This window comes from Paraburkholderia sp. NMBU_R16, assembly GCF_013282575.1.
Classification (GTDB): domain Bacteria; phylum Pseudomonadota; class Gammaproteobacteria; order Burkholderiales; family Burkholderiaceae; genus Trinickia.
The window spans coordinates 171,570-188,280 of sequence record NZ_JAAAYE010000003.1; the positions used below are offsets into that span (position 1 = coordinate 171,570).

A 16,711-nucleotide genomic window follows, 5' to 3' on the forward strand; every position below is an offset into this window, starting at 1 on the left:
CCGGAATACGGCGCTCGCGGCGCCTTGCATGTGAGGCGATGCAGCGGCGCAGGGCCGCCTGATGGGCTGAATCGTTTTGAGCGCAGCCAGTTTAGTAGAAAAACTACATGACTTCAATGCCTATCCGCGAGCAACGGTCGTGGCACAGCGATGAATTAAGCGCCCGCAGACATCGTCAGCGCGATCTTCGTGTAGATTTTCTACACACAAACCGCGATACTATTCGCCGTCAACCGCTTGCCCGCCGCGCCTGCGCGGCCCGACTGCCATGCTCGCCCGAATTGAAGCAATGCGCATGCAACTGCGCCCCTCCGAACGCAAATTGGCCGACTACGTGCTCGACACGCCGCGCGAGGTGCTCGACCTCGCGATGACCGAGCTCGCCAAGCGAGCCGGCGTGAGCCAGCCGACGATCGCGCGCTTTTGCCATGCGCTCGGCTGCGGCGGCTTTCGCGAGTTCAAGATCCGCCTCGCTCAAAGCATCGCGCAAAGCGTGCCTTCGGTCTACCGCGACGTCCGCCACGACGAGCCGGCGCCCGGCATCATCGCGAAGATATTCGATAGAACGATCGGCGCACTGATCGAAGTCCGCAACAGTCTCTCGGCCGCGAGCGTCGCAAAGGCGGTCGAGCTGCTCGGCCGGGCCTCGCGCATCGAGTTCTATGGGGCGGGCGGCTCAGGCATCGCCGCCCAGGACATCCAGCACAAGTTCTTCCGGCTCGGCATTCCGAGCGTGGCCTATGCGGATCCGCACACGTATTCGATGTCGGCCGCGTTGCTGAACAAGGGGGATGTGGTGGTGGCGATATCGAACACCGGGCGCACACGCGATATCGTCGATGCCGCGCAATCGGCGCTCGGCTGCGGCGCGAGCGTCGTTGCCATCACGCACAGTCACTCGCCGCTGGCGCGACTGGCGACGGTGAGCTTATCGGCGAACGTTGCCGAGGAAACGGATATTTTTTCTCCGATGACTTCGCGCATGTCGCATCTTGCGATCGGCGACATTCTTGCCGTCGGTGTGGCGCTCACGCGCGGCGCGGAACTCGTCGATAAGCTGGCGCGAGCGAAAGCGACGCTGACGCGCCGCCGCATCGAAGTCGACGCCTGACATCAAGGGTCATCAGCGTCGATGAAGAGCCGTCAGAACGGTTTGACGACGACGAGCGCCACGGCCGCCAACAATCCCAGCACGGGCAGTTCGTTGAAGAAGCGATACCAGCGATGCGAGCGGCGGTTCTCGCCGCGCTCGAACACGTGCAGCAAGCGGCCGCAATAGGCGTGGTAAAGAACGAGCAGCACGACCACCCCGAGCTTCGCGTGAAGCCATCCTTGCCCCTGCCCGATACCCACGACGAGCCAAAGCCATAGACCGCACGCGAGTGCGGGTACGGCAATGAAAGTCATGAATCGATAGAGCTTGCGCGCCATTGTCAGCAACCGGCGCTGAGCGGCCGGCTCGGTTTCCATGGCCAGATTGACGAAAATCCGCGGCAGATAGAAAAGGCCGGCAAACCAGGATGCAATGAGGACGATATGAAACGTCTTGATCCAGAGCATGGTTATCGTTCTATGGTTCGTTCTTACTGCCTTATTTCTCCATGACCGAGCACGACGTATTTCAACGATGTGAGCCCCTCGAGACCGACCGGCCCGCGAGCATGGAGTTTGTCGTTGGAGATGCCGATCTCCGCGCCGAGCCCGTACTCGAAACCGTCGGCAAACCGCGTCGAGGCGTTGACCATCACGCTCGCCGAATCGACCTCGCGCAAAAAGCGCATGGCGCGGTCGTGGTCCTCGGTCACGATGGCATCGGTGTGGGCAGAGCCGTAGGTGTTGATGTGCTCGATGGCCGCATCGATTCCATCGACGACCTTGATTGCCAACACGGGTGCAAGATACTCGGTGCGCCAGTCGGCTTCGGTCGCATCGACGAGCGCGAACGCCGCGGCATCGCTGCCGCAGGCGGCTTCGAGCGCCGCGCGCGCGGCCGCATCGACGCGTAGCTCGACGCCTTTGTCACGGTAAAGGCGCGCGAGCGGCGGCAGCACGACCTGCGCGACGCCGCGCGCGACCAGCAGCGTCTCCATGGTGTTGCAGGTACCGTAGCGGTGCGTCTTCGCGTTGTCGCACACGGCGAGCGCCTTGGCAATATCGGCGCGATCGTCGACATAGACGTGGCAAATGCCGTCCAGGTGCTTGATCATCGGCACGCGCGCTTCCTCGATCAGGCGCGCGATGAGGCTCTTGCCCCCACGCGGCACGATCACGTCGACGAACTCCGTCATCGTGACGAGTTTGCCGACGGCCGCGCGATCGGCCGTCTCGACGACTTGGACCGCATCGCGCGGCAAGCCCGCCGCGGCGAGGCCTTCGCCGATCAACACTGCAAGCGCCGAGTTCGACGCGAGCGCTTCGGAGCCGCCGCGCAGAATCGTCGCGTTACCCGACTTCAGGCAGAGCGCCGCTGCGTCGATCGTCACATTCGGCCGCGATTCGTAGATGATGCCGACGACACCCAGCGGCACACGCATCCGCCCAACCTGGATGCCGCTCGGCCGGTACTTGAGACCATCGATTTCGCCGATGGGATCCGGCAGCGCGGCGACCTGGCGCAGCCCTTCGATCATCGTCGCGATCGCCTTGTCGGACAGCGTCAGCCGATCGACGAACGCGGCATCGAGCCCCTTGTCCCGCGCGCGCGCGACGTCGCCCGCATTGGCGGCTTTCAGTGCCGGCACCTCGCGCTCGATGGCGCAGGCAATCGCCTCGAGTGCCTCGTTTTTCGCCGCGCTCGAGGCACGCGCCATCGCCCGCGATGCTTGGCGGGCGCGCCGGCCGACGCCGGTCATGTATTCATCGATATTCATCTTGCTTCTCGTCGATCGTGCGCGCCGTGCGCGCCATGCGGATGCTTCAGGGTGATTAGGGTAAGGGTGGCGATAGCGGCATGACGAGCCGCGATGCACCGATTGTAAGCGCAACCGGCTACAGGCGCCGCGAGCGCGGCACCCGGCGCCGTTGCCGGCCGCTCACGCGGCCTTGCCCGGCGCGTCTGCGGTGCGGCGCTTGCCCGGCGCGGCAACGAGCGCGGCGAGCTCGAAAAGGCCGTCCCAAGGATCGGGCGGCAACGCGTCGCGCCAGCGCCCGCCCGGCATGCCGGCCGTCAGGCCCTTCACCTGCCTGTCGAGTTGCGCGGCCAGCGCCAGCCCTTGTTCGAGCACGCCTTCGGTCAACCTTCCTAGCGCAGGACCGACCAGACGCTCGCGCGGCCCCCAGACGCGGTTCTCGCGCAACAGCGTCGCAAGCGGCTTGCCCGCCGCCGTGCCGCGCTTGATACGCAGCAGCGTGCGCAGCTCTTCGGTGAGCGCCCAAAGCACGAGGACCGCCGCTTCGCCCTCGCCCTTCAGGCCGTCCAGCATCCGTGCGAGCCGGCCGACATCGCCCGCGAGCATCGCCTCGTTGAGCTTGAAGACGTCGTAACGGGCGACGTTGAGCACCGCGTCGTGCACCTGTTCGAATGTCAGCGTACCCGCCGGATAAAGCAACCCGAGCTTCTGAATCTCTTGATGCGCGGCAAGCAAATTGCCCTCCACGCGCTCGGCGATGAACTGCAGTGCTCGCCGCCCTTGCTCTCCGGGCGGCACGCGCTGGCCTTGCTGCCCGAGACGCTGGGCCACCCAGTTCGGCAATTGCGCGCGATCGACCGGGTCGATACGCAGCGCGACGCCGGCCTGCTCCAGGGCCGAAAACCACGCGGCCTTTTGCGTCGCGGCATCCAGACGCGGCAATGTGACGAGCATCAGAACATCGGGGTTGCCGGCCGCGGCCAGCGTCTTCAGCGCGTCGGCGCCCTCCTTGCCCGGCTTGCCAGAAGGAATACGCAACTCGACGAGTTGGCGATCGCCGAAGAGCGACATCGACTGGCTCGCCCCAATGAGCGAGCTCCAATCGAAGCTGCGCTCGACGGTGAACACGGAGCGTTCGGTGAAACCCGCCGCGCGCGCCGCGGCACGGATGCGATCGCTCGCCTCCTGCACGAGCAGGTGCTCGTCGCCAAAGACGACGTAGAGCGACGCGAGCCCCTTGGTCAGATGCGGTTCGAGCGCGTCGAGTCGTAGCTGCATGCAGTGTGCTCCGGACTTGGCAGCGCCGCGATCAAAGCGGCGGCGGCGGCAGCGGCGCGCGCGGCGCGACGGCCGGCGCCTGCTCGCTCGGCGCCGGGTGCAGCGAGCGCACGGCACCGAGACGGCGCGTGAGCTGATCGACGGCATCGTTTTGCATGTCCGCGAAAAGCAACTCCGACTCCTGCTGTTTCGCCGTCGTGTACCTAGGGCTGTACGTCATCGCGCGGTTCAGCGCGATGACGCTCGGTGGGATCAGTAGCGCGCCGTCCGCGCCGACGAGCGAGTAGGTCATCGAGTAGGTCAGCAGATACTCCTCGGCCACGCCCTGCGTATTGAGCGTCAACGTCGATTGCCCGCGACTTTCCGAGATCGACAGGATGGCGTCCGCATTCGCCGGCGAGTGGACGATGACGGTATCGCTGCCGCCTTGCACCATGCGCGTGAGCCGCGCGGCGACGACAGGCGTCCCGCCCGAGACGGCGAGCCGTTTGAACGCGTAGTTCTGCTGCCCACGCAGCTGAAAGCCGCATGCGCTCAGCATCGTCGTGACCGTCAGGAAGGCGAGAAATGATCGGCGAATCACATTGGCTCCCAAAAGGGTCTGTTCGCATGGGCGCCGACGGCGTTCCGGTGCGCCCTAAGCACGAGTTGAACCGCCAGATCGTCAAACGACGACATTCACGAGCCGCCCCGGCACCACGATGACCTTCTTCGCCGGCCTGCCTTCGCTGAAGCGTGCAAACATCTCGTGAGCGAGCGCGGCAGCCTCGATGGCTTCGCGTGGCGCGTCTTTGGCGATCGTCAGCGCACCGCGGACCTTGCCGTTGACCTGCAGCACCAGTTCGACGTTCGCCTGCTCGAGCGCTTGTTCGTCGACCTTCGGCCACGGCGCATCGAGCAGCGGGCCGAATTCCGCGGTATAGCCGAGTTCGCCCCAGAGCACGTGCGTGACGTGCGGCACGACCGGATAGAGCACGCGCAGCAACACACCGTAGCATTCGCGCAGCACCGGGGCACGCGCGCCCTTGGCCGCTTCGAGCGCGTTGAGCATCTTCATCGCGGCGGAAACGACGGTGTTGTACTGCAGCCGCTGATAGTCGAAATCGGCCTGCTTCAGTACGCCATGGATTTCTCGCCGCAGCACTTTCTCGGGCTCGCCGAGCGTTGCCGCATCGAACGTTTCGCGCGTGGCAAGGCTTTCGCGGTTCGCGTGGCCGAACGACCAGGCTCGACGCAAAAAGCGGCTCGCGCCTTCGACGCCGGAGCCCGACCATTCGAGCTGCTGCTCGGGCGGCGCCGCGAACATCGTGAAGAGCCGCGCGGTATCGGCGCCGTGCTGATCGATGAGCAATTGCGGATCGACGCCGTTGTTCTTCGATTTCGACATCTTCTCGACGCCGCCGAGACTGACCGGCTGGCCGTCGGTGTTGAGCGTGGCACCGATCGGACGGCCCTTGTCGTCGTGCGATACGGTGACGTCGGCCGGGTTGTACCAGGTCTTCTTGCCTGCGGCATCCTCGCGATAGAAGGTCTCGTTGAGCACCATGCCTTGGGTGAGCAGATTCTTCGCGGGCTCGCCGAACTCGACCAGGCCCATGTCGCGCATGACCTTCGTCCAGAACCGCGAATAGAGCAGATGCAGGATCGCGTGCTCGATCCCGCCGATGTACTGGTCCATCGGCATCCAGTAATCGGTGCGCGCGTCGACCATCGTCGGCGCATCGGGGCACGGGTAGCGCGAGAAATACCAAGCGGAATCGACGAACGTATCCATCGTGTCCGTCTCGCGCCGCGCATCGGCGCCGCACTTCGGACACTGGCACGCCAGGAACGCCGCCGACTTGGCGAGCGGATTGCCCGTGCCGTCCGGCACGAGGTCCTCGGGCAGCACGACGGGCAGATCGCTTTCCGGCACCGGCACATCGCCGCAAGCCGGGCAATGAATGATCGGAATCGGTGTGCCCCAGTAGCGCTGGCGCGAAATACCCCAATCGCGCAGGCGCCAGGTCACCTGCTTGTCGCCGAGGCCGAGCGCTTTCAGATCCGCCGCGATCGCATCGACCGCCGCTTCATGCGAAAGGCCGTCGTACTTGCCGCTGTCGATGCAGCTCACGCCATCCTTGTCGCCGTACCAATCCTGCCATGCGTCGGTCGAATAGTCGCAACCGGGCTTGGCGATCACCTGCTTAATCGGCAAGCCGTACTTCTTCGCGAACGCGAAATCGCGCTCGTCGTGCGCCGGCACGCCCATCACCGCACCTTCGCCGTATCCCATCAGCACATAGTTGCCGATCCAGACTTCGACGCGCTCATGGGTGAGCGGATGAGTGACGAAAAAGCCCGTGGGCACGCCCTTCTTTTCCATCGTCGCGACGTCGGCCTCGGCGACGCCCCCGTGCCGGCATTCGTCGATGAAGGTCTGCAACTCGGGCTTGTCCTGGGCCAGCCGCGTCGCGAGCGGATGCTCGGCCGCGATGGCGGCGAACGTCACACCCATGATCGTATCGGCCCGCGTCGTGAACACGCGCAACTGCTTCTTCTCGCCGTCGAGCTCGTACGGGAACGCGAAGTTCACGCCAAAGCTCTTGCCGATCCAGTTCTGCTGCATGATCTTCACGCGCTCGGGCCAGCCCAGGCCGTCGAGATCGCCGAGCAGTTCGTCGGCGTATTGCGTGATCCGCATGTAGTACATCGGAATCTCGCGCTTTTCCACGAGCGCGCCCGAACGCCAGCCACGGCCGTCGATCACCTGCTCGTTCGCGAGCACCGTCTGATCGACGGGATCCCAGTTCACCGTGCCCGTCTTCTTGTAGACGATGCCCTTTTCGAGCATCTTGAGGAACAGCCACTGGTTCCACTTGTAGTACTCGGGTTTGCAAGTGGCGACTTCGCGCGACCAGTCGATCGCCAGCCCCATCGACTGCATCTGCCTTTTCATGTAGTCGATGTTGTCGTAGGTCCACTTGGCCGGCGGCACACCGTTGGCCATGGCCGCGTTTTCGGCAGGCATGCCGAACGCGTCCCACCCCATCGGCATCAGCACGTTGTAACCGTTCATCCGCAGATAGCGGTACATCACGTCGTTGATCGTGTAGTTGCGCACATGCCCCATGTGCAGCTTGCCCGACGGATACGGCAACATCGAAACGCAATAGAACTTCGGCTTGGCCGGATCTTCCGCGCTGAGATAGGCATTGGATGCGCGCCAGTCTGCCTGGGCGGCGGCTTCGATATCGGCGGGTAAATACTTTTCTTGCATGGCGTGGTCAGGGCTTGGCGGTCGTCGCGCTGGCCGGTGCTGTCGCGCCCGCGCAGGCGAAACGCGCGCTCGGGTGGCGGGTGCCATTACCGTGCGCGCGGAGAAAGGGTCGATTATACCGTTCGATGCTACGGCCGCCGGTATCGCTTCAGGGATTTGCAGCAGCGGGCGGCTCGGTGACGAAGCCGATGCGCTCGAGCCCGGCCGCCTGTGCCGCCGCCATGACTTCGGCAATGACGTCGTAGCGCGTGGCGCGTGCGGCGCGCAGATGGATATCGGGCGGCTGCGGCGACTTGCCGGCCGCCATCAGCCGGGTGCGCAAGGCTGCGAGCGCGAGCGGCTTGCCATCCCAGTAAAGGTGCCCAGCGTCGTCGATCGAGAGCGTGATCGTCTGCGGGGTCTGCCGCGCCGGCGCCGACGAAACCTTCGGCAAATCGAGCCGGATCGCGTGCGTGAACAGCGGCGCCGTAATGATGAAAATGACGAGCAGAACGAGCATCACATCGATGAGCGGCGTCATGTTGATGTCCGCCATCGGCGCGCTGTCCTGCTTCGAATCGAATCCGCCGAATGCCATGCGCTTCTCCGGGCTAGCGCCTGTTCAAGTTAGGGCCTGTTCACGCTAATTACAGGCTTGCGCTGGCCCTAGGACTGCAGCTGCGCGTCGCGCAACCGGCGCGCTTCCTTTTCGGGCGCGCAGACATAGGCTTGTAAATCGCGGGCGAAACCGTCCAGATCCTCGGAGACCTGCCGCTGCAATCGGCCCAGGATGTTATAGCCGAGCACGGCCGGGATGGCGACCACGAGCCCGAATGCCGTCATGATGAGCGCCTCGCCGACAGGCCCCGCGACGTTTTCGATCATCGCCTGCCCACTGGCCGCGATGCTGCCGAGCGCGTGATAGATCCCCCACACGGTGCCGAGCAGACCGACGAAGGGCGCAGTGCTGCCGATGGACGCCAGCAGTACATGGCCGAATTCGAGTCGGCGCTGCGATACGAGCAGCGCCTGACGCAGCGCGCGCGTCACGCGCTCGCCGAAGTCGACCCGCGCGAGCAATACCGTCGCGCCCATCGCGCCATGCGCCTGCGAGACTTCGAGTGCCGCCACGGCGAGCGGCGTGAACACGCGCTCCTTGTCGGCGGCCCGCAGGGCCAGCACCGCATCGGAGAGCGTCGCGGACTGCCAGAAGAGCGCCACCGACCGCGGCCCCTGGCGCTTGGCGCGCACGAGCATCCAGGCCTTGACGAGCAGGAAACACCAGCTCGCGACCGACATCGCGAGCAGCAGATAGGCAACACCGTGTGTCACGGCATCGCCCGTTTGCAGGTAGTGCATTACGCCGGTAGTTGCCATCGCGTTTCCTGTCGCGTTTGCCATCGACCGCGCCGGCCGACCTCGCCTCGCTTACGGAGTGCGGGGTTGCCGGCCCCGGCCGCCTCCGCGCAAGCAGCCCGATTACCGCAAGCCGAGTACGTCGCGCATGTCGTAAAAGCCGGCGCCGCGCTCGGCGAGAAACCGTGCGGCGCGCAGCGCGCCTTGCGCGTACGAGACGCGGCTTGCCGATTTGTGCGTGATCTCGATACGCTCGCCGGTACCGGCGAACAATACCGTATGGTCGCCCACGATATCGCCGCCGCGAATCGCAGAAAACCCGATCGTCGACGGATCGCGCTCGCCCGTGATGCCGTGACGGCCATAGACGGCGCAATCCTCGAGCTTGCGGCCCAGTGCGCCCGCCACCGCCTCGCCCATCATCAGCGCGGTGCCCGACGGTGCGTCGATCTTATGCCGATGGTGCGCCTCGATGATTTCGATGTCATAGCCCTCGGCGAAATGGCGCGCTGCGAATTCAAGCAGCTTCAGCGTCACATTCACGCCAACGCTCATGTTGGCCGCGAACACGATGCCGATCTTGTCGCCCGCGCGCGCGAGCGCCGCTTTTTGCGCTTCGTCGAAGCCGGTCGTACCGATCACGAGCTTCGTGCCGTGCCGCAGCGCCGCGTCCAGATGCGCCATCGTGCCTTCGGGGCGCGTGAAATCGATCAGACAATCGGCACCGGCCAGCACACCATCGACGTCATCGGACAGCGTGACGCCCGTCTTCTTGCCGAGAAACGCGCCGGCGTCCTCACCGAGTGCCGCTGCGCCCGGACGGTCGAGCGCCCCGGCGAGCACCGCATCCGGATCGTTCAACACCGCTTCGATCAGCATCCGGCCCATCCGGCCGGATGCGCCTGCAATGGCGATTTTCATCGGCACTCAGCTCTCACTCTTATGACGATAGGACTCACTGCGAGTTGGTGGGGCCCACCGGCTCGCTCTCGTTTTGCTTGGCCGGCGGCGACTCGCGGTGGAATTGGAATTGCGGCGTGGCGCCGGACGGAGCGCCGGTGCCGGGTACGCCCGAGCGCACCGCGGGACCCGAACTCGTCTGATTGACGGCGCGATTGGCCGCCTGCGCCGCCTGTGCGTTGGCATCGGGTCCGGTTTCCGGAGCTGACTGAGCCGCAGCCGGCGCAGAAGCAGCCGCCGCAGCCGAAGCAGCCGCAGCCGAAGCCGCCGACTCGGAGGCCGCTGCGGCGGCACTCGCGGCGGCGGCCTGGGCCGCCTTGGCTTTCTTGCCGCGCCTGTCGCCGTCGATATCGGCAAGCAACTCGAGTTCCGATGGCAGATCGTCCCCACCTTGCCAGCTCGTGACCGCATCGTCCTTGAAATTGACGACGAAATCGCGCTGCTGCACGACGGCCGTGGAACCGCGCTTGAAGTAGAACAGATAATCCCAGCGATCGGCATGGAACATGTCGGTCAACAACGGCGTTCCAAGCGCGGCCTTCACTTCGGCACGCGTCATCCCGACGCGCATCTTGGCAGCAGCCTCCTTCGAAACGAAGTTGCCTTGCACGACGGTGATCCGATACGGCGTGATGCTTTGGGCGATGCGCTGCGTGAGGCTGTCGTAGGTCGAACATCCAGCGAGGAGCGCAACTGCCGCGGCGATAACGAACGCGCCGCGCGCGCCGCTCCCCCGACACTTCAAAAGAAAATTTGGACTCATTTCACCCACCGAGCGGGCCTCTTTTTGCATGCGCCGAGACCGCGCGAGTTTCACCGAAGATGACCGGAACCGCAAAAACCCATTACTATTGGAGCCCTGCATTGTACTCTAGGGATGCCTTGCCATGACCAATCCGACCGATCTCAAAAATATCGGGCTCAAGGCGACCCTTCCACGCCTGAAGATTCTCGAAATCTTCCAGCGCAGTCCGGTCCGCCATTTGACGGCCGAAGACGTCTACCGCAATTTGCTCAACGAACAACTCGACATCGGGCTCGCCACCGTCTATCGCGTACTGACGCAGTTCGAACAGGCAGGCCTGCTCTCGCGCAGCAACTTCGAATCGGGCAAGGCGGTGTTCGAACTGAACGAGGGCACGCACCACGACCATCTGGTCTGTGTCGACTGCGGCCGCGTGGAAGAGTTCTTCGATCCCGAAATCGAAAAGCGCCAGCAAGCGATTGCCGAAGAGCGGGGCTTCAAGCTGCAAGAGCATGCGCTCGCGCTCTACGGCACTTGTACGAAGGAAAATTGCCCTCATCGCAAACACTGAGGCAAGCATCGAGCATCGGTGCTCGCACGCGATAAAAGCAAAGAGCCGCCCGTCGATGAGGCGGCTCTTTGTATTTGGGCGATCGGCGAACGGGCGCATCGCCTCGCGGCGTGCACCCGATATCGTCGTCACTTCGCCGTGGCGAGCGCGATAGCCGTATCCAACATGCGGTTCGAAAAGCCCCACTCGTTGTCGTACCAGCTCGATACCTTCACGAGGCGGCCCGCCACCTTCGTCAGCGTCGAATCGAACGTCGACGAAGCCGGATTGTGGTTGAAGTCGACCGAGACCAGCGGCGCATCGTTGTAGCCGAGAATGCCCTTCAGCTCGCCTGCGGCCGCATCCTTCATGATCGCGTTGATCTCTTCGACCGTCGTGTCGCGCTTGGCGATGAACGACAGGTCGACGATCGAGACGTTGATCGTCGGCACGCGGATGGCATAGCCGTCGAGCTTGCCGGCCAGCTCAGGCAACACGAGGCCGATGGCCGCCGCGGCGCCGGTCTTCGTCGGAATCTGGCTGTGCGTGGCCGAGCGCGCGCGGCGCAGGTCTTCGTGATAGACGTCGGTCAGCACCTGGTCGTTCGTATAGGCGTGGATCGTCGTCATCAGACCCGTTTCGAGGCCGATTTTGTCGTTGAGCGGCTTGACGAGCGGCGCGAGGCAATTCGTCGTGCACGATGCGTTCGACACGACCGTGTGCTCGGCCTTCAACGTGTTGTGGTTCACGCCATAGACGACCGTCGCGTCAACGTCCTTGCCGCCCGGCGCCGAAATCAGCACCTTCTTGGCGCCGCCTTGCAGGTGGGCACTGGCCTTTGCCTTCGAGGTGAAAAAGCCCGTGCACTCCATGACCACGTCGACACCGAGTTCGCCCCACGGCAACTCGGCCGGGTTGCGGTTCGCCAATACGCGAATCTTGTCGCCGTCGACGATGAGGTAATCGCCGTCCACAGCCACTTCTGAATTGAACCGCCCATGCGCCGTGTCGTACTTCGTGAGATGCGCGTTGGTCTTCGCATCACCGAGGTCGTTGATGGCGACGATTTCGAGATCGTGCTTCTTGCCATTCTCGTAGAACGCGCGCAGCGTGTTGCGGCCGATCCGGCCATAGCCGTTGATTGCAACGCGAATCGTCATGCTGTTTCTCCTGAACTTGGGCTGAAAAAAGTCCTGTGTTTTCCAACAGTCCGGCGGCGCGGCTGGGCGAGACCCCGCGGCCGGACCCCTCTCGTCCTCTTATTGGTCGAGCGCCGTCTTCGCAGCCGCGACGACGTGCTCAACCGTGAAGCCGAAGTGCTTGAACAGCACGCCGGCGGGGGCCGATTCACCATACGTGTCGATACCGACCACGCTTCCCTCGAGCCCGACGTACTTTCGCCAGTAGTCGGTCACGCCTGCCTCGATTGCCACGCGGCGCACGCCCTTCGGCAACACGCGCTCGCGATATTCGGCCTCCTGACGGTCGTACACCGTCGGCGCGGGCATCGAAACCACGCGCGCGGCGATGCCTTCGCGCGCCAGCGGCTCCACTGCCTTCAAAGCGAGTTCCACTTCGGAACCCGTCGCGATGAGAATGATCTTGCGCGCGACGATCTCTTCGTCCCAGTCGCGCAGCACGTAGCCCCCCGAAGCGATATTCGCGATCTGGGCCTCGGTACGCTCGGAGAACGGCAGATTCTGCCGGCTGAACACCAGGCACGACGGACTCTGGCGCTCGATGGCCCGCGTCCAGGCCACAGCCGTCTCGACGGTGTCGGCCGGGCGCCAGACGTCGAGATTCGGAATCAGGCGCAAGCTCGCCAGGTGTTCGATCGACTGATGCGTCGGGCCGTCTTCGCCAAGGCCGATCGAATCGTGCGTGAAGACGAAGATCGACGGCGCCTTCATCAGTGCGGCGACGCGCAGTGCATTGCGGCTGTAGTCCGAGAATGTCAGGAACGTGCCGCCGAACGCCTTGTAGCCGCCGTGCAGCGCGATGCCGTTGATGATGGCGCTCATGCCGAATTCGCGCACACCGTAATTGATATGGTTGCCCCACACGATGCCGCTTTCGCCCTCGCCGGCCGCGCGCACGGGCTTGCTGGCCTTCCAGTTCGTGAGGTTCGAGCCGGTCAGGTCGGCCGAGCCGCCGAGCAGTTCCGGCAACGCCGCCGCGAGTCCGTCCAGCGCAAGCTGCGATGCCTTGCGCGTGGCGACCGTCTCGGCCCGCTCGTTCGCGCCCGCGACGATCGCCTGCGCCTTCGCGGCCCAGTCGGCGGGCAGCTTGCCTGCCGCGCGGCGCTCGAATTCGGCCGCCTCGGCCGGGTACTTGGCCCGATACTGCGCGAGCGCGCCGTTCCAGTCCGATTCGTTGCGCGCGCCCTGCTCCTTGGCGTCCCACGCCGCATAGATCTCTTGCGGAATGACGAACGGCTCCCACGTCCAGCCAAGCGCCGCGCGCGTCGCGGCGACTTCCTGCGCGCCGAGCGCTGCACCGTGCACATCGTGGCCGCCGGCCTTGTTCGGCGAACCCTTGCCGATGACGGTCTTGCAGCAGATCAGCGTGGGCTTGTCCGCGCGCTTCGCCGCCGCGATGGCCGCGTCCATCGCATCGACGTCATGACCGTCGACGTGGGGAATCACGTTCCAGCCGTATGCTTCGAAGCGCTTCGGCGTGTCGTCGTGGAACCAGTGTTCGACGTGGCCGTCGATCGAGATGCCGTTGTCGTCGTAAAGCGCGATCAGCTTGTTGAGCTTGAGCGTGCCCGCGAGCGAACAGGCTTCGTGCGAGATGCCCTCCATCAGGCAGCCGTCGCCGAGGAAGACATAGGTGTGATGGTCGACGATCTTGGCATCGGCCTTGTTGAACTCGGCAGCCAGCAGCGCCTCCGCGAGCGCCATGCCGACGGCGTTCGCGAGCCCCTGTCCGAGCGGCCCTGTCGTCGTTTCGACGCCCGGGGTGATGCCGTATTCGGGGTGACCGGGTGTCTTCGAATGAAGCTGGCGGAAATTCTTCAGCTCGGCGATTGGCAGGTCGTAGCCGGTCAAATGCAAGAGCGCATACAGCAGCATCGAGCCGTGCCCGTTGGAGAGCACGAAGCGGTCGCGATCGGCCCAGTGCGGATTGGCCGGATTGTGCTTCAGGTGGCGCGACCAAAGCGCCACGGCAATGTCCGCCATGCCCATCGGCATGCCGGGATGGCCCGAGTTCGCTTGTTGCACGGCGTCCATCGCGAGCGCGCGGATTGCGTTCGCCATCAGGGCGGTGGGAGCGGGAGACGAAGTCGTCATGTCGAGTCCGGAGAACGAGTCGAGAAAGCGGGGCCGTGCTGAAGGCCGTTGCTCGCTGCCCATGGCGCCGCCCGGGCACGAATGAATCGAGCACGGCGGGGACAGATCGAAAGAGCAAACGGACGGGGCTGCAAAGCATGCCATTCTAACAGATGCCCCCTTTTGCCGGCCTGCCCCGCGGGCGATCGGCGTCCCGCCTGCTGGCCGCGCACGGCTACCCCCGTCCGCGTTCGGACACCTATAATCGAGCGGTCGACCACTCATTGCCGGCGCCGCCCGCCGCGCCTTCCCGTGACCGCCCGCACCCACGCCCCGCTCATGTTTCGACCGACCGCGGATGCCGTCTATGGTTTCCCACATGCGCGGCGGCTCGCAAGCGTCACTTCGCCGCACCAGCGCATCGAGGTCTGGGACACGCCGCAGCTCGGCGTGCTGTTCACGCTGGACGGTCGGCCGATGACCTCCGCCGGCGACGAGTTCGTCTATCACGAGTGCATGGTGCACCCAGCGGCGCTCGCCCATCCCGAACCCAGAAAAGCGCTCGTGCTTGGAGGCGGCGACGGCGGAGCCGCGCGGCAGCTGCTGATGCACCCGAGCATCGAACGCATCGTCGTGGCCGAGCTCGACGAAGCCGTCGTCGAAATGGCGCGGCGCCACCTGAGCGATGTGCATCGGGGCGCCCTCGACGATTCCCGTGTCGAACTCGTGATCGGCGATGCGGCACAGTTCGTCGCGCGCACGAGGGAGCAGTTCGATGTGGTCGTATTCGACTTGACGCCGCCCGATTCGCCGGCCGCTGCGCTTTACACCAGCGAGTTCTATGCGCGCCTGAAAAAGGCGCTGGCGCCCCGCTCGGCCCTTTCGATGCATCTCGGCTCACCCCACTTTCACGCCGGGCGCGTCGCCGCGCTCATCGCGGGTTTGCACGAACACTTCGCCATCGTCGACACCATGTCGGCATTCGTGCCGCTCTACGGCTCGCTGTGGCTGATGGCTGTGGCCAGCGACACGCTCGACGCCGCTGCGCTCTTCAAACACGAGATCGAGGCCCGGCTCGCCGCGCGCCGCATCGGAGGTCTCCAATACTATGGCGCGGCCTTGCATCGCCCGCTCTTTGCATTGCCCGCCGCGCTTGAGGCTAAACTCGCTGCTTCGCGCAAGACGCGCCCCGAGTTGCCGGGTTGAGGTCGCCGCAGGCGACGCACCGGGGCTGCCGGGCATCCGCTGCGCAGTCTTTCTTGAACGATGCCATCCGTGATGCCCCGTTTCTTTGTCGACATGCCGTTGCAGACCGGCGATCTACTAGCGCTGCCCGAAGAGGTCGCCCGTCATATCCAGGTGCTGCGCTTGCAGCCCGGCGATTCGCTCACGCTATTCAACGGCCAGGGGGGGCAATACGATGCGCGGCTCGCCGAGCTGGGCAAGCGCTCGGCCACCGTGGAGCTCGGTGCATTTGTTGCGGTCGAAGCCGAACCGCCCTACCGGATAACGCTTGCGCAAGGCATCGCCGGCGGCGACAAAATGGACTGGCTCATCGAAAAGGCGATCGAGCTCGGCGCATCGCATATCGTGCCGATCGGAACGGCGCGCGCCGTCGTGCGCCTCACGGGTGAGCGCGCCGCCCGCCGTCAGGCGCATTGGCAGGCGCTCATTGCGGCCGCTTGCGAGCAATGCGGCCGCAATCGCGTGCCGCAAGTGGAACCGCCGCGCGAACTATTGCCGTGGCTCGACGCACTGCCGGCCGCGCCCGGCGAGGGTGAACTGCGGTTGATGCTCTCGCCGCGCGGCGCGCAGCCTTTCGACTCATTGCCCAAGAAGGCACCCTATGCGGCGGTGACCGTGCTGATCGGTCCCGAGGGGGGGCTGGCTCCGGAAGAAGAAGTCGCCGCTGCGGCGTGCGGATTTACGCCGATTGCGCTGGGGCCGCGGGTGCTGCGCACGGAGACGGCCGGCATTGCGGTCCTGGCCGCGCTCGCCGCGCGCTGGGGCGGTTGGTAAGACCGGGAACTCAGGGGTGCGGTTGCTGCTGTTCCCGTCGATGTCGAAACACCCACCAGCGGGCCGACACGAAGTTGACGAACAAGCCGGCAATGGAACCGGCGGCGACCCCGATAAACGGAAGAAACGCGGTTCGCGGCTGCGTTAGCACTACCACGCTGTAGGCGGCATAGTTGACGCAGCCGCCCACGGACATCGCCGAAAGGTACCGCCACCACTCATGCCATATCGAGCCGCCGCTTCGCTCGGAAAACGTGAAGCGCCGGTTGACCTGCCAGGTCGTCCAAACAGCCGCCAAGAACGAGACCGTTCGTCCCGCGAAATACCCGAGACCGAGACGCAGAGCGATCCATAAGACGCCCGCGTCGACGATGAAGCCTAGGACGCCCGCTATGGCGAACCGGAAAATCTGCCTGAACACCGCAGCGCCGCTCCGTTAGAGTC

16 protein-coding genes are annotated in these 16,711 nt (G+C 65.0%); 4 read left to right on the plus strand and 12 right to left on the minus strand.

Features of this window, described 5'->3' with window-relative positions:
- Window positions 1-268: 268 nt before the first annotated feature.
- Window positions 269-1,111 carry a MurR/RpiR family transcriptional regulator gene (locus tag GWC77_RS02600; protein WP_173255295.1) on the plus strand — a complete coding sequence of 281 codons (843 nt, stop codon included), beginning with the start codon at window positions 269-271 and terminating at the stop codon, window positions 1,109-1,111.
- A gap of 32 nt (window positions 1,112-1,143) precedes the next feature.
- Here the strand turns inward: GWC77_RS02600 and GWC77_RS02605 are convergent, their stop codons facing one another.
- From GWC77_RS02605 to GWC77_RS02645, 9 genes are all read right to left on the minus strand, one after another.
- Complete coding sequence (locus GWC77_RS02605; RefSeq protein WP_173255296.1) at window positions 1,144-1,560, minus strand: CopD family protein; 417 nt, start codon at window positions 1,558-1,560, stop codon at window positions 1,144-1,146.
- 23 nt (window positions 1,561-1,583) lie between these two features.
- Window positions 1,584-2,870, minus strand: coding sequence for a glutamate-5-semialdehyde dehydrogenase (locus tag GWC77_RS02610; RefSeq protein ID WP_173255297.1), 1,287 nt, complete (start codon window positions 2,868-2,870; stop codon window positions 1,584-1,586).
- A gap of 162 nt (window positions 2,871-3,032) precedes the next feature.
- A complete protein-coding gene (gene holA, locus GWC77_RS02615; RefSeq protein ID WP_173255298.1) occupies window positions 3,033-4,127 on the minus strand; it encodes a DNA polymerase III subunit delta in 1,095 nt (364 codons plus the stop codon).
- A gap of 31 nt (window positions 4,128-4,158) precedes the next feature.
- Window positions 4,159-4,710, minus strand: coding sequence for an LPS assembly lipoprotein LptE (lptE, locus tag GWC77_RS02620; RefSeq protein WP_173255299.1), 552 nt, complete (start codon window positions 4,708-4,710; stop codon window positions 4,159-4,161).
- Between the two features lie 81 nt (window positions 4,711-4,791).
- On the minus strand, window positions 4,792-7,386 hold the full coding sequence (leuS, locus tag GWC77_RS02625) for a leucine--tRNA ligase (RefSeq protein WP_173255300.1): 2,595 nt from the start codon (window positions 7,384-7,386) through the stop codon (window positions 4,792-4,794).
- Between the two features lie 148 nt (window positions 7,387-7,534).
- Entirely contained in the window at window positions 7,535-7,963 is a 429-nt protein-coding gene (locus GWC77_RS02630) for a biopolymer transporter ExbD (protein ID WP_173255301.1), read from the minus strand.
- Window positions 7,964-8,031: 68 nt separating this feature from the next.
- Complete coding sequence (locus GWC77_RS02635) at window positions 8,032-8,742, minus strand: MotA/TolQ/ExbB proton channel family protein (protein WP_173255302.1); 711 nt, start codon at window positions 8,740-8,742, stop codon at window positions 8,032-8,034.
- Between the two features lie 102 nt (window positions 8,743-8,844).
- Complete coding sequence (gene dapB, locus GWC77_RS02640; RefSeq protein ID WP_173255303.1) at window positions 8,845-9,642, minus strand: 4-hydroxy-tetrahydrodipicolinate reductase; 798 nt, start codon at window positions 9,640-9,642, stop codon at window positions 8,845-8,847.
- A gap of 34 nt (window positions 9,643-9,676) precedes the next feature.
- Window positions 9,677-10,444, minus strand: coding sequence for an outer membrane protein assembly factor BamE (locus GWC77_RS02645; RefSeq protein ID WP_173255304.1), 768 nt, complete (start codon window positions 10,442-10,444; stop codon window positions 9,677-9,679).
- Between the two features lie 124 nt (window positions 10,445-10,568).
- On the opposite strand from GWC77_RS02645, the gene fur reads away from it, so the two are divergent.
- Complete coding sequence (fur, locus tag GWC77_RS02650) at window positions 10,569-10,997, plus strand: ferric iron uptake transcriptional regulator (protein ID WP_173255305.1); 429 nt, start codon at window positions 10,569-10,571, stop codon at window positions 10,995-10,997.
- 128 nt (window positions 10,998-11,125) lie between these two features.
- Here the strand turns inward: fur and gap are convergent, their stop codons facing one another.
- Window positions 11,126-12,136: a type I glyceraldehyde-3-phosphate dehydrogenase gene (gene gap / locus GWC77_RS02655; RefSeq protein ID WP_173255306.1), complete on the minus strand. Its 1,011-nt coding sequence runs from the start codon at window positions 12,134-12,136 to the stop codon at window positions 11,126-11,128.
- A gap of 99 nt (window positions 12,137-12,235) precedes the next feature.
- Window positions 12,236-14,269, minus strand: a complete 2,034-nt coding sequence (tkt, locus tag GWC77_RS02660) for a transketolase (RefSeq protein ID WP_173255307.1) — start codon at window positions 14,267-14,269, stop codon at window positions 12,236-12,238.
- A 318-nt stretch (window positions 14,270-14,587) separates the two neighbouring features.
- Between tkt and speE the strand changes: the two genes are divergently transcribed.
- Together speE and GWC77_RS02670 are read left to right on the plus strand one after the other, a co-directional pair.
- Complete coding sequence (gene speE, locus GWC77_RS02665) at window positions 14,588-15,454, plus strand: polyamine aminopropyltransferase (protein ID WP_173255308.1); 867 nt, start codon at window positions 14,588-14,590, stop codon at window positions 15,452-15,454.
- Between the two features lie 72 nt (window positions 15,455-15,526).
- Window positions 15,527-16,267, plus strand: a complete 741-nt coding sequence (locus GWC77_RS02670; protein WP_173255309.1) for a 16S rRNA (uracil(1498)-N(3))-methyltransferase — start codon at window positions 15,527-15,529, stop codon at window positions 16,265-16,267.
- Between the two features lie 10 nt (window positions 16,268-16,277).
- Here the strand turns inward: GWC77_RS02670 and GWC77_RS02675 are convergent, their stop codons facing one another.
- On the minus strand, window positions 16,278-16,688 hold the full coding sequence (locus GWC77_RS02675) for a GtrA family protein (RefSeq protein ID WP_173255310.1): 411 nt from the start codon (window positions 16,686-16,688) through the stop codon (window positions 16,278-16,280).
- Between the last annotated feature and the right edge of the window lie 23 nt (window positions 16,689-16,711).